The organism is Dongia mobilis (genome assembly GCF_004363235.1).
GTDB lineage: Bacteria > Pseudomonadota > Alphaproteobacteria > Dongiales > Dongiaceae > Dongia > Dongia mobilis.
On record NZ_SNYW01000006.1, the window covers coordinates 222,087 to 235,479 of the forward strand.

Here is a 13,393-nt window from a genome sequence, read left to right on the forward strand (position 1 = left end):
CCCTGGCGGCGTCATAATTCATGCAATCAATTGTACCGATCAATTGTACCGATCAATTGTTCTGGGCGGCCATCATCGGCGCCGGGTCGACGGGTTCGCCGTCGCGCCGCAATTCGACATACAATTTCGGCCGGCCGCTTTCGGTTCCATCCTCGTTCCTGCCGGAAGCCCCCATTCTGCCAAGGGGTTCTCCAGCCTTAAGCCATTGTCCGACCTGGACAACGACGCGGTCGAGCCCAGCCAGGACGGTATGATACCCACCCGCATGCTCGATGATCAATATTTGCCCATAGCCGCGGAACGGCCCTTCGAACACAATCTGGCCGTCAAATGTGGCAACAATCTGGGCGCCGGGGCGGGTTTCGATCTCGATTCCCTTCAGCGTACCGGCGGGTTCCGTTCGGGCACCGAACCGGCGGACCACCTTGCCGCTGGCCGGACTGGTCAACTGGGACAGATTCTTGGGGAATTTCCGAAGATCGGCCGGTTTCTCGGTACGCGGCTGCGGCAGGGCGGCGATTTGGGCCGCCTCTGCATTCTCCTGTCCTTGCCCCTTGGCCTCCACCGGGGCGGGTGGCGCGGGTGCCGCTGGCGCGGCCAGTTCCGTCTTCTCCAGGCGGGCAATCAGGTCCTGCAGGTTCTTGGCCTGATCGGCGAGGCGCGCCAGGCGCTGCCGGGTGGCCTCGGTCTCGGCTTGGGTCGATTTCTGCTGCCCCGCCTTCTTGGCCACCAGCTTGGACAGACGCTGGTTCTCGTCGGCGAGATCCGCCAGGGCCGCAGTCAGCTGGTCGCGCCGCATCGCCATTTCCTGGCGCAGGCCCTTGATGTCGGTAAGCTCGCTGCGCAACGTCCGGGCGCGGCTGTCGAGGGCCGGAGTCACGATGCCGAGCAGTCGCGCCGAGCGTGCCATGTCGATGGGGGATTCGTCGGCGAACAGCAGTGCCTGGCGCGGCCGGGTGGCGAGCCGCTGCAGGGCGACCAGGGTCGCAGACAATTCGGCGCGCCCCTGTTTGAGGCTGCCCGCCTTCTCGGCCTCGGCCTCCGTCAGCGAGGCCAGCGTATTCTCGATCTCGGATACCTCGCGTTCACGCTTCTGCACGTCTGCCGCCGCCTTGATGAGGGCGGCCTGCAGATCGGCCACCTCCTTTTCCAGGCTGGCCGCCTTCTTGGCCAGCGCTTCGGCGGCCTTGCGGCTCGTCTCGATCTCCTGCTGGACGTTTTCGAGATCGTCCGTGTCCTGCGCGGCGGCAAGCGGCGTCACCACCAGCAGTACGGCCAGCAACGTGGCGAGGCCGGCGCTAGGCCGGTGCCAGGCGGGACCGATCCTGTCGGCACCGCGTTCTACCTGGCGGGGATCAGGCGCGCGCCGAGGCATCTTCCCGCTGCTGCGCGCTGCCGCCCATGATCAGTGATTCACCGGTCATCTCGCGCGGCTGCGTGATGCCGAGCAGGGCAAGAATGGTCGGCGCCACGTCGGCCAGGCGCCCGTCCTTCAGTTTTGCCGCCCATGCCGGCGCATTGACCAGGATGAAGGGCACACGGTTGAGCGTATGGGCGGTGTGCGGTTCGCCGGTCACCGGGTCCTTCATCATCTCGCAATTGCCGTGGTCGGCGGTAATCAGCAGCGCGCCGCCCTTGGCGACGACCGCATCGCGCACGCGGCCAAGGCAGGCGTCGACCACCTCGACCGCCTTTACCGCGGCGGCCAGATTGCCGCTGTGACCCACCATGTCACCATTGGCATAGTTGACGACGATGAGGTCGAACTTCTCCGACTGGATTGCGTCGACCAGCTTGTCGGTCAGCTCATAGGCCGACATTTCCGGCATCAGGTCATAGGTCGCGACCTTGGGACTCGGCACCAGAATGCGCTCCTCCCCCGGAAACAGCCCTTCCTCGCCGCCATTGAAGAAGAAGGTGACGTGGGCGTATTTCTCGGTCTCGGCCATGCGCAGCTGCTTCATCCCATGATCGGCCACGATCTCGCCCAGTGTCCGGGTCAGTTCGACCGGTGGGAACAGGCAGGGCATCAGTTTCGCCAGTTCGGCCGAATATTCGACCATGCCCAGTACGGCGGCGAAACTGGTCACCTTCTTGCGCGGGAACTCCTTGAAACCGGGATCGATCAGCGTGGTAAGCAATTGCCGGGCGCGGTCGGCGCGGAAATTCGCCATCAGCAATCCGTCGCCCTGTCTGAAGCCGGGGAAATTGCCGATCAGCGTGGGCTTGACGAATTCGTCGGTCTCGCCGCGCAGATAGGCCTCGGCGATGGCGGCCTGTGCCGTTGCCACACGCGGCGCCTCGCCATGGAAGGCGTCATAGGCCAGCGTCACGCGCTCCCAGCGCTTGTCGCGGTCCATGGCGTAGTAGCGCCCGCCCAATGTGCCGATTCGGACATTGGGCAGGTTCGCGATCTTGGCCTCGAAATCTGCGACGAAGCCCCTGGCGCTTTGCGGCGGCGTGTCGCGGCCGTCGAGGAAGCCGTGAATGACGACGCCGAGCCCCGCCGCCGACAGGACCCGGGCCAGCGCCACCATGTGATCCTGATGCGAATGCACACCACCCGGCGACAGCAGGCCCATCAACTGCACGTCGCCCTTGCTGGCCCGCATCTTCGCGACAAACTTTTCCAGTTCCGGCAATTTGGCGATGCTGCCATCGGCGATGGCGCGGTCGATGCGTGGCAGATCTTGCATGACGACGCGCCCGGCGCCGAGATTCATGTGGCCGACCTCGGAATTTCCCATCTGCCCCTCGGGCAGGCCGACATAGAGCTCGGAGGCGTCGACCAGGCTCCAGGGATAGGCAGCGGTCATCTGGTCCCAGTTCGGCGTCTCGGCCAGAAGAACGGCATTGTCCTCCTGCTCATGGCGATGGCCCCAGCCATCGAGGATGCACAGAACCACGGGTTTGATCTGAGTCGATTTCATCGGCTTTCCGGACTGTTTGGGCCGGGTCCAGAATTAACCCGATCCGGCTGAATGCGCCAGCAGGATAAAGCGCCCGGGTACTTGCCTCGCCCGCGACCAACCACCCGATTATTACGGCCGATCGGCGTGGCGGATCAGTCGCGGTGATATGGATGGCCGGCCAGAATGGTCTGGGCGCGATAGATCTGCTCCATCAGCAGGACCCGCACCAGCATGTGCGGCCAGGTCATGGCGCCGAATGCCAGCAGCAGGTCGGCGCGATCGCGGATCGCCGGGGCAAGGCCGTCGGCGCCGCCGATGACGAAGACGATCTCGGCATAGCCCTGGTTGGCCAAGGCGCCGAGGCGGCGGGCGAACTCGCGGCTGCCAAAGACCTGGCCCCGCTCGTCCAGGGCGATCACCGCTCGCTGCCCGCCCGTACCCTTCTGCAAAGCCTTGTCGATGAGGGCAGCTTCGGCGGAAACCAGCGCTGCACCTTCGAGGCCCTTTTTCGCCTCGAGCTCGACGATCTCGCAAGGCCAGGTCAGACGCCCGGCATAGGTCTCGACGAGGGACTTCTCCGGGCCGGCCCTGGCCCGGCCAAGAGCGATGATTCGTATTCTCATGGTCCCCGTTCCGGTCGGCGAAGGTTTCATTCTGGACGCGGGTCGCGCTAAGCTCAAGTCATGAGCCACGCGCGACCCCTCCGGAAACTGCCGCTGCTGCTGCTGCTTGTCATGTTGTCAGGCTGTGCTGCCGCCATGCCGCCGCGGCCGCTCGCGCCGCCGGAAACCGTCCGCGCCAGCATCATCCGCCTGGCCGAACAGGAATGGGCCGCCTTCAACGGCCAGACCATCCGCTTCGACGCGCTCGGCCGCGAGATCATCGCGCCCGTCGGCTTCTGGGAGGACGAGCGGCGCGGCGACGCGCTGGTCGCCAAATACTGGCGGGCGGTCGGCTCGGATTGGCGCGGCTTTGATGTCGACAAGCCCTGGTCGGCCGCCTTCATCTCATGGGTGATGGCCGAGGCAGGCGTTCCGGCGGAGGAGATGCCGCCCAGTGCCACCCATGCCGGCTACCTCCGCGCCGCGATCGCCGCCGGGGGCGGGAAATGGCGCGCCCATCCGCCGGAAGATTATGCGCCAAGGCCGGGCGATCTCATCTGTGCCACCCGCGCCGGACAGAAGATCGAGCGCTTCGACGTTATCCCGGTCGGCGCCACGCTTCATTGCGATATCGTCGTCCTCACCGGGGTGGGCAGGCTGTGGTCGATCGGCGGCAATGTGCGCAATTCCGTCAGCCGCACCGAGCGCCAGATCGACGCGGCAGGACGCCTCGCCAGGGATGATGTGCGACCCTGGTTTCTGGTGCTGGAGAACCGCTATCCCCGGTGAGCCACTTGCTGGCGGGAACAGCATTTTTTCAGTGATCGGCCGCGACGGCACCGCGTGGGCGGCGCAGCAGCGGCACCAGGAAGATGCCCGACACGAATAGCAGCCCCATCAGGAATTGCACGTCGGCCATGGTCATCACCTGGGCCTCGCGATGGACCAGATCGCCCAGCATCCTCACCGCGCCAGCGGCGCTCTGGCCACCCATCGCCCCCTGCATGCCATGCTGCGCCTGGTCGAGGAAGGCCTCGACATTGGGATTGCCCGCCGGCAAGCTCTCCACCAGACGTTTCCAGTGCAGAGCGAACCGGTCGTTGAGGACCGAATTGATGGCGGCGAGGCCGACGGCACCGCCCAGATTGCGCATCAGGTTGTAGAGGCCGCTTGCATTCTTGACCCGCTCGGCCGGCAGGGTGCCGAGGGCCGCCGCGTTGATCGGGATGAACAGGAACATGAGGGCGAAGCCGCGGCAGGCCTGGGGCAGGAAAAACTCCCAAAAGCCCCATTCCGCCGTCAGCAGCGATTGCAGATAGGCGCCAAGGCCGAACAGGCCGAGGCCGAAGGCCAGCATTGCCCGCGGGTCGAGGTGATTGGCAAGCCTGCCGGCGACCGGCGCCGACATGAACTGGAACGCGCCGGTCACGATCATGACGACGCCGATATCGAGCGCCGAGTAGTTGCGGATATGCGACAGGTAGAGCGGCAGCAGATAGGTCGAACCGTAGAGGCCGATGCCGATCACGAAGCTGAAACTGCAGCCGATCAGGAAATTGCGGTTGGCAAAGGCGCGGATGTCGACGATCGGCTGCCGATAGGTCAGCACCCGCCAGACGAAAAGGAGTCCACCGATGGCCGAAACCACGGCGAAGATCTGGATGAGGTGGTCCTCGAACCAGTCGTCACGCGGTCCCTCTTCGAGCACGAATTCCAGGCTGCCCAGGAAGACCGCCATGAAAAGCAGGCCGAGATAGTCGAGGCCGGGCAGCAGCGACCAGTCGGGCCGGTCGACATCGACCAGCAGCCAGACCGCGCCGGCGACCAGGATGCCGGGGGCGAGATTGGCCAGGAACAGCCAGTGCCAGCTCGATATCTCGGTGATATAGCCGCCGATGGTCGGGCCCAGGGTCGGCGCCATGGTGGCGATGAGGCCCATCAGGACCGAGAGCATGTTGCGCTTTGACGGGGGAAAGAAGCTATAGGCGGTCGCGAACACGGTCGGGATCATGGCGCCGCCGATGAAACCCTGGAGGGCGCGGAACACGATCATCGAGTTGATATCCCAGGCCATGGCACAGAGAGCGCTGGCGAGCGTGAAGCCCGCGGCCGACAGGCTGAACAGCACGCGTGTCGAAAGCAGGCGCGCCAGCAGGCCCGAAAGCGGTATCGAGATCACCTCGGCGATGAGATAGGAGGTCTGGATCCAGGTCGCTTCGTCGGAACTGGCGGCAAGGCCCGCCTGTATCTCGCTCAGGGAAGACGAGACGATCTGGATGTCGAGGATCGCCATGAACATGCCGACCACCATGACCATGAAGCCGATCCAGTCGCGCATCGTCGGGGCCCGGTCGGGCATGGCCGCAGTCTTTCTGTCGGGATTGATCTGTCTGGGGCGGGCGGCAGGGCGGCTATTCGCCGGCGGCCTGTGCCGCGCCGAACAGCCAGCCGCTGTTGCCGGCGAGCTTTGCCTCGCCCGCCGATTGCGTGTCGACGCTGACCACGACCGACAGGCCGGGGCGCAGCAGGCCGTTCATTGTGTTCTGCGGGTCCAGGGTGATGCGCACCGGCACGCGCTGCACGATCTTGGTGAAATTGCCGGTGGCATTTTCGGCCGGCAGCAGGCTGAACTCGGTGCCGGAGGCGGGCGAGAAGCTTTCTACGACGCCGGTGACCGGGCGGCTCGGGAAGGCATCGACCGAGATGCTCACCTTTTGCCCCGGTTGCATGTGTTCAAGCTGGGTCTCCTTGAAGTTGGCGACGACATGGACCGCGCTCGGCACCAGCGCCAGCAATTGCGAGCCGGGCTGCACGAACTGCCCGACGCGGACGGTGCGATTGCCGATGACGCCGTCGATTGGCGCGCGGATCACGGTCTTCTCGAAATCGTTCCGGGCGAGGCGCAGATTGGCCGCAGCTTCGTCGACCCGTGCCATCGCCTCGATGCGGTTGGCTTCCAGTACGCCCTTCTGCGCGCGCTCGGCCACCAGACCGGCAGCGATGCGCGAGGCCTCGGCTTCCGCTTTGAGCCGGGTCGCGGTGATGGTGTCCATCTCCTGCGTGCCGATGATCTTGCTGGCGACCAGTTTCTGGTTGCGCTCGAAAGCCTGGCGCGCCCGGGTCAGTTCGGCGCCGGCGGATTTTTCCGCCGCCACCATTTCGGCGATGCGCGCATCCTGATAGGTGATCTGACTGCCGATGGTGGCGAGGTTGGCCTCCGCCCCGGCCAGCGCGGCCTCGGCCTGGGCGACGCGGGCGCGGAAATCGGAATCCTCGATCGTCACCAGCACGTCGCCGGCCCGAACCGCCTGGTTGTCGCCGATGGCGACGGACGCGACATACCCTTCGATGCGGGGGCTGATGATCGCGATATCGCCCTCGACATAGGCATTGTCGGTCGATTCCACGAAGCGGACCTGCTGCCACCAGTGATAGCCGCCGGCGGCAGCGGCGAGGAGGATGAGGGTTATGCCGGAACGCAGGATGAGTTTGCGCATGGCGGGACTCCGGAAATTTGGGTGAACTGAACTGTTCAGTTCAATGTTGCTTGAAAATGGCTTGCCGAATTCCCAGAGTCAAGGCTAAACTAAACTGATCAGTTCAGTCATGCCGAAATGACAGAGCAACCGCGAAGGCAGCCGATCCGAATGGCCAATGCATTGAATAAGAAGACGATATTGTCAGAGGAGGCGACCCGACCCCTGACCCATCCGGAAACCGGCGCCGATTTGTCGCCGAAGGCGTTGCAGGTGGTGGAGGCGGCGCGGGCACTCTTTTCCGAGCATGGTTTCGCCGCCGTCAGCATGGATCAGGTGGCAAGAGCGGCCGGCGTTTCCAAGGCCACCGTCTATGCCCATTTCGCCAGCAAGGAACAGTTGTTCGTTGCTATCGTCGGGCAGGCCTGCCGCACCTATGCCGAGACTGTCATGCCGGAGGTGCGCGATGCGCCCGATGCCAGGACCGCCCTGACACGGATCGGCCGAGCCGTGGCCGGTTTCCTGCTGGCGCCGCGCACCATGGCGATCTACCGCACCATCGTGGCCGAGGGGCCGCGCTTTCCGGAGCTTGCCCGCGGCTATTACGATAACGGGCCGCGTTCGTTCAAGCGGCTGCTCGGCAGCTACCTCGCCGAGATGACGGAACGTGGCCAACTCAGGGTCGACAATCCCCGCCTCGCCGCAGATCTCTTCTGCGGCATGGTGCGCGGGCCGCTCTATCTGCAGATCCTGCTGGATTGTCCCGACCCAGAGGCACCGGATGCCGACACCGTGGTGACCGGTGCCGTCGACATGTTCCTGCGCCGCTATGGTGGTGATGCCGGCGCCGCGTAACCGGCGCCGAAAGATTGGTCACGCCGCCGCCGGGGTCACCTCGTGCTGGCGCAAGGTGGCGGGGTCCAGCACCTTGAAAAAGCTGTCCACCCGCTTGCCGTCGCGCGACAGCGGCGCGATCAGGCGCACATATGACCAGATTCCACCCTCGAGAGTGACATATTGCCGCTCGGCCAGGCTCGGCAGGCCGAACTGCGCAACCTGGAGGGCCGCTTCGACCACATGGCGCGCGTCGGTGGGGGCGAAGAAATCGTCGGTGGTCCGGCCTCGCATCTCGCTGCCATATTTGTCGCAGATATAGGTGCCGGCCAGGCGCACCCGCAGGCAATAGGGAAGGTCCGAGGCGGCCGGGTTCTCTTCCAGGTCCAGCAACATGACATAGGGTAACAACTGGCGCGGCAGTGCCAGGGGATCGACGCTGGCCGGCAGGCGATCGCCACCGGAGCCCTGCCAGGCCGCCAGGGCCGTCGCGAGGTCCGGGTACTGCCCGATATCTTCGAGTGCGATGTCCCGGTGCATCCGGACGGATTGGGCAAAACTGATCATGTTCACGGTCGCGGCCTTCTGTCTGGGTCTGGAGCAATTGGTCTTGATCGATACGGCGGGTGCATCCGACCGGACCAGTTCGAAACTTATATAATAGTATGATTTTTAGCGTGTTTCATGAATGGTCGGTTGTCGGGTGGCGTGGCTTCGAAGACGCTGTGAGGCGAGTCCGGCGTCGAATTAGGGCCCATTTTTCGGGATTGTACCGACATCGCAATTCCTTAAGCCTCTGGCGCTAGGCTGGCGCAAATCGCTAAACCACAAGGGAAAATCCGAATGATCGCTGGACTCGCCAATCTGCGCATCAGGACTTTGCTGTTGCTGGGCTTCGGCGCCGTCGCGGCGATCCTCGTCGTGGTGATCGCGGTCAATTTCTGGCAGGCCCGCAATTCCGCAGCGATCACCCAGGCCATGGTCGAAGAACGCCTGCCGATGACAACCGCCGGCAGCGAGCTTGTCGCCAATGTCCAGGGATCGCTCGCCGCCTTGCGCGACTGGATGCTGACCGGGAGCGAAAGCTTCAAACAGGACCGTGCCGATTCATGGCAGCGCATCGACGGAAATGTCGCCGCGATCGATGGCCTTGCCGCCGGCTGGTCCGACGCCACCGACGTCGCTGACTGGCAGGCCGTAAAGGCGGCGCTTGGCAGCTTCCGTGCGGCGCAGGACGCAGCCGAGGCCGTTGCCCACAGTCCGGACGAACAACCGGCCCTCAAGCTGCTCAACCAGGAGGGCGACAAGCAGATCACCACGATCCTCAAGAGCATCGCCGGTATGATGAACGAGGAGCTGGCGCAGCCGGCGACCGAGGAGCGCAAGGAATTGCTGATCGCACTTTCCGATCTGCGCACCGCCTTTTCCCTGGCCCAGGCCAGCCTGCGCGCCTTCGTCATCACCGGCAACGAGGTCTTCCAGAAGGAATTCGACAAGAACTGGAAGGTGACGGCCAGCCGCCTGAAGACGATCGACAAGATGACGGGGCTCTTCACCAGCGGCCAGAAGGGTGCCCACAAGACGCTGCTGAATGCGCATGAGAAGCTGGCCGTGCTGCCCGAGCAGATCGTTACCATCCGCAAATCCGACGACTGGAACCTGGCGCAGAAGCAGCTGAACGGCGCGGTGGCGCCGCTGGCCGAGCAGATCCTGGTGCTGCTCGGCGGTGCGCGCGGCGCGGACGGATCGCGTCATGGCGGGCTGGTGGATCGCCAGGCCATGCTGCTGGCCGCGGACGGCAAGACTGCCATCGTCAGCGCCGGCAACCTGCAGCTGGCGATGATCGGCATGCTGGTCGCCGGCCTGCTGATCGCCCTTGCCATCGCTTTCGTTGCCATCCGCGCCACCACGCGGCCGATCAGCCGCATGACCGGCGTCATGGGCGAACTGGCCCGCGGCAATCTCGACGTCGTTGTACCGGATACCGAGCTTGGCAATGAGGTGGGGGCCATGGCGAAGGCCGTCAACGTGTTCAAGGACAGCATGCAGACGGCGCGCGACCTCGCCGCCCGCGAGGCCGCGGACCAGGCCGCGCGCGCGCGCCGCGCCGAGCGCATTGGCGACCTGACCCAGAATTTCGACCGGGCGGTAAGCGGTGTCCTTGGCGATCTGGCTGAGTCCGCCGGCCGCCTGCAGGGCACGGCCAATTCGATGACCGGCACCGCCGGCGATACCGCGCATCTGGCCGCTACTGTCGCCAATGCCTCGGCCGAGGCCTCGCAGAACGTGCAGACAGTCGCTTCGGCGACCGAGGAATTGAACGCCTCGGTGGCCGAGATCTCGCGCCAGATCGACGAATGCGCCAAGATCGCCGGCGAGGCGACCAGCCAGGCCAATGCGACCAACACCCTGGTCGAGGGTCTCTATGCCGCGGCCGAGAAGATCGGCGCCGTGGTGCAATTGATCAACGACATCGCCGGCCAGACCAACCTGCTGGCCCTCAACGCCACGATCGAGGCGGCGCGCGCCGGCGATGCCGGCAAGGGCTTTGCCGTGGTGGCATCGGAAGTGAAGAACCTCGCCACCCAGACCGGCAATGCGACGGACGAGATCGCTGGCCAGATCAATGCCGTGCAGAGCGCCACATCGGAGGCGGTCGATGCCATTCGCGGCATTGCCGGCACCATCTCCCGCATCAACGAGATCGTCGGCTCAATCGCCTCGGCCATGGTGCAGCAGGGAGCCGCCACACAGGAGATCGCGCGTAACGTGCAGGAGGCGGCCGATGGTACCAATCAGGTCAGCCGCAACATCGCGGCGGTCAACCAGGCAGCCGACCGCACCGGCGACGCGGCCAAGCAGGTGCTGGGTGCTGCGCATGAGGTGAGCCAGAAATCGGATGAATTGCGCGACCACGTGCAATCCTTCCTGGCCGGCGTCAAATCGGCCTGACGGCCCGTCGCTTGCGATACCAGGTGATGAGGGCGAGGACCAGCAGATAGCCGACGAAGACGACGATCAGGCTGGCCGGGAATCCGTGCGGACCGAACAGATCCATGGCGACGCCGCACATGGCGGCACCGACCAGGGCGCCGAAACCCCACATGGTCGAGAAGGCCGCAGTGCCGGCGATGAGGTCGCGGCCCCTGAAGCGGTCGCCCAGCTCGGCCAGCCCCACCGTATAGATGCCGAAGCCGGCGGCGCCCGAGACCAGGGCCAGCGGCCAGATCCAGATCGTGTCGATCGCGGCCGGAAGCATGGCAAGGCAGATCACGGCGGTGATGAAGCAGCCCACCATCGTACCGCGCTTCGAGGTGCGGTCGGCGACCCAGCCGATCGGGATCTGGAAAAAGACGTTGCCGAGGGATAGTGCCGTGATGGTGAGGGCGGCAATGCTTTCGCTCATGCCGAAGCGCACGCCATAGACGGCGAGGAAGCCCAGCATGCCGCCGTCGAAGATGGCATGTACGACGATGGCGAGGAGCAGCATCGGCGCCTTGGGCAGGAAGGAAAGCATCGAGACATGCGGCTCGTCCGCGGCGCGATCGGCGCTGTCCGATACCAGGCTGATCGGCAGGATGGCGAGGAACAGGACCGCGGCACCGACCATGAAGGGCAGATAGCCCTCGATCCCGGTCCAGCTCACCACCGCGGCGCCGACGCCGAAAGTGGCCGAGATGCAGGTGGCATAGATGCCGACCACGCGCCCGCGGATCTCGCCCTTGGCATTGGCGAGGACCCAGGCCTCGCTGAGGGCGAACAATGTCGCCACCGTGACGCCCTGCAGCAGGCGCAGCGGGAACCACGCCCAGAGGTCGGGAAAGGTCGGGTAAAGCAGGAAGATGGTACCCGTCGCCCCGGCCATGAACATGGCGACGCGGCGGCCGCCGAACATGTGGGAGAGGCGCGGGATGATGAGTCCGGCCAGCAGGATGCCGATGGGCGCCATCGCCGTGTTGATGCCGATGACGGCCTCGCTCACCCCCCAGCTTTCCATGTTGAGGGCGAGGAGCGGAAACATCTCGCCGAGCGAAAATGAGAAGACGCAGACCGCGGCGCAGGCGGCAATCAGGGTGCGCCAGTTGATCTGTTCGGCCTTCATGCCGGGGGAAGTGACGCCTGGGGAAGTCAAGCCTGGGCTCCGCAGCATTGGAAATGACGAAAGGCGAAGCCGTTCTGTCGATGGGCGTCACCCTGCCTGAACGGCGGTTCAATTTCCAGTGCGATGGATCGCGCTATGCAGTGGCGGCGCAGCGCGCATGCGCGCCCTGCGTGGCAGCACTAATCGCCGGCCGTCTGCACACGATCGGCCGGCGGCGCATCGGGCTCCAGGCCGGCGATCTCAAGGATCATCTTCTGCCGGAGCGCGCGGGCGAAATCGGCGCGGTCGGTGGCGGTCATGACGAAGGCGGCGAAGCCGCCAATCACGTTGGCCTGGTAGTTCTCCACCAGCCAGGGCTGGCCGCCGGTACCCAGCCCGCCATCATTGAGGATGGCCAGCGCGTTGATCGTGATGCGTGCCGCCACGGCGGCGTCGCGCGCCAGCGGTGCCGGCATTTGGCTGCGGTTGTCCGGATTGTCGCCGGAGACATCAATGACGCGACGGGTCGGGCGGCAGGGGCACTGGGCAATGAGGGCGGTCGACAGCGCGATCGCATCGCCAAGCGCGTTATAGCTCTGCGACGACCTTTCCGCGCCCAGCACGGTGACCGCAAAATCCTCGGCCGTGGCGGTATCGCCCACCAGCATCCAGTCGACCACGATCTGGGCGTTGGCCGGTCCGCCCCATTCGACATAGGCGATGGCGATGCGGCCGTGCCGACCCTCGGTGATCGCGGCCAGCACTTCGTCATTGGTGATGGCGGCGGCGATGCCTTCCTTCTGCAACTGGAACTCGGCAGGCGAAATGCTGCCGGACGCATCCACCGCCAGGACCAGGGCGACATCGACGGCGGTGGCCTCTTGGGCCCGCAGCGGGCTGCCGTGCCCTGACATGACGGCCAGCGCCGCGGCGACAGCGAGCATCAGCATGGGCAATGCATACCGGATCTTCTGGTCGGCGCGGTACCACCCCATGGACCTACCTCCGCATCATTCGATCGCGAGCGGGGTATTGTGGGGCACCTTGCCGGGACTGGCCAGACATAGCTGACCGGGGCTGACCGGGCATCGCCAAACGGTCAGGCGGAGGTCCTGGCGGGAGGGTTCTAGTGGGCGGGGGACGCGTCGCGGCCAAAAAAATTGCCGGGCACGAGGCCCGGCAAGTTAAACAGGGAGGCTTTACGTCTGGGAGACGTAGGGTCCGAAGACCCCATCCGGGCATCGCGCCCGAATTCGATGTGAAGCTTGCGCTTCGAAACTCGCTGGAGCATCTGCTCCGAAACTCGGTGAAGCTTGCGCTTCGAAATCCTTACCCGCGATCACCGCGCCATCATCTCTTTGCCAGGATCACTCTGGCTGGAAATTGTGGCTGCATCGTGACTCGTCAACCGTGCGAACCATTAAAGATTCAAACTGTAACTTCCGTGCAACAGTGTGGCTGTCGGGCACGGCGGCAGGATAGAGCATT

Annotated in this window: 11 protein-coding genes; 3 read left to right on the plus strand and 8 right to left on the minus strand. The window is 65.1% G+C overall.

What is annotated here, in order from left to right; translation table 11 throughout:
• Window positions 1–52: 52 nt before the first annotated feature.
• The 3 genes from A8950_RS02610 to rlmH form a co-directional block, all read right to left on the minus strand.
• Window positions 53–1,375, minus strand: coding sequence for a murein hydrolase activator EnvC family protein (locus A8950_RS02610; RefSeq protein WP_133612058.1), 1,323 nt, complete (start codon window positions 1,373–1,375; stop codon window positions 53–55).
• Window positions 1,356–2,930, minus strand: a complete 1,575-nt coding sequence (gpmI, locus tag A8950_RS02615; RefSeq protein ID WP_133612059.1) for a 2,3-bisphosphoglycerate-independent phosphoglycerate mutase — start codon at window positions 2,928–2,930, stop codon at window positions 1,356–1,358. The genes A8950_RS02610 and gpmI overlap by 20 nt, the downstream gene beginning before the upstream one ends.
• Window positions 2,931–3,064: 134 nt before the next feature.
• Complete coding sequence (gene rlmH / locus A8950_RS02620) at window positions 3,065–3,535, minus strand: 23S rRNA (pseudouridine(1915)-N(3))-methyltransferase RlmH (RefSeq protein ID WP_133612060.1); 471 nt, start codon at window positions 3,533–3,535, stop codon at window positions 3,065–3,067.
• A 60-nt stretch (window positions 3,536–3,595) separates the two neighbouring features.
• On the opposite strand from rlmH, the gene A8950_RS02625 reads away from it, so the two are divergent.
• Window positions 3,596–4,303 carry a DUF2272 domain-containing protein gene (locus tag A8950_RS02625; protein WP_133612061.1) on the plus strand — a complete coding sequence of 236 codons (708 nt, stop codon included), beginning with the start codon at window positions 3,596–3,598 and terminating at the stop codon, window positions 4,301–4,303.
• A 28-nt stretch (window positions 4,304–4,331) separates the two neighbouring features.
• On the opposite strand, the gene A8950_RS02630 is transcribed toward A8950_RS02625, so the two are convergent.
• Both A8950_RS02630 and A8950_RS02635 read right to left on the minus strand, forming a co-directional pair.
• A complete protein-coding gene (locus A8950_RS02630) occupies window positions 4,332–5,873 on the minus strand; it encodes a DHA2 family efflux MFS transporter permease subunit (RefSeq protein ID WP_133612062.1) in 1,542 nt (513 codons plus the stop codon).
• A gap of 52 nt (window positions 5,874–5,925) precedes the next feature.
• A complete protein-coding gene (locus tag A8950_RS02635) occupies window positions 5,926–7,011 on the minus strand; it encodes an HlyD family secretion protein (protein WP_133612063.1) in 1,086 nt (361 codons plus the stop codon).
• 150 nt (window positions 7,012–7,161) lie between these two features.
• Between A8950_RS02635 and A8950_RS02640 the strand changes: the two genes are divergently transcribed.
• On the plus strand, window positions 7,162–7,845 hold the full coding sequence (locus A8950_RS02640) for a TetR/AcrR family transcriptional regulator (RefSeq protein WP_166644960.1): 684 nt from the start codon (window positions 7,162–7,164) through the stop codon (window positions 7,843–7,845).
• A gap of 18 nt (window positions 7,846–7,863) precedes the next feature.
• Here the strand turns inward: A8950_RS02640 and A8950_RS02645 are convergent, their stop codons facing one another.
• Window positions 7,864–8,391 (minus strand): PAS domain-containing protein, encoded by a 528-nt coding sequence (locus tag A8950_RS02645; protein WP_243735537.1) that lies wholly within the window; start codon window positions 8,389–8,391, stop codon window positions 7,864–7,866.
• Window positions 8,392–8,667: 276 nt separating this feature from the next.
• Between A8950_RS02645 and A8950_RS02650 the strand changes: the two genes are divergently transcribed.
• Window positions 8,668–10,776 (plus strand): HAMP domain-containing methyl-accepting chemotaxis protein, encoded by a 2,109-nt coding sequence (locus A8950_RS02650; protein ID WP_133612066.1) that lies wholly within the window; start codon window positions 8,668–8,670, stop codon window positions 10,774–10,776.
• On the opposite strand, the gene A8950_RS02655 is transcribed toward A8950_RS02650, so the two are convergent.
• Both A8950_RS02655 and A8950_RS02660 read right to left on the minus strand, forming a co-directional pair.
• Window positions 10,763–11,926, minus strand: a complete 1,164-nt coding sequence (locus A8950_RS02655; RefSeq protein ID WP_166644961.1) for an MFS transporter — start codon at window positions 11,924–11,926, stop codon at window positions 10,763–10,765. The two genes, A8950_RS02650 and A8950_RS02655, sit on opposite strands and share 14 nt — an antisense overlap.
• 179 nt (window positions 11,927–12,105) lie before the next feature.
• Entirely contained in the window at window positions 12,106–12,900 is a 795-nt protein-coding gene (locus tag A8950_RS02660) for a DUF1194 domain-containing protein (RefSeq protein WP_243735505.1), read from the minus strand.
• Between the last annotated feature and the right edge of the window lie 493 nt (window positions 12,901–13,393).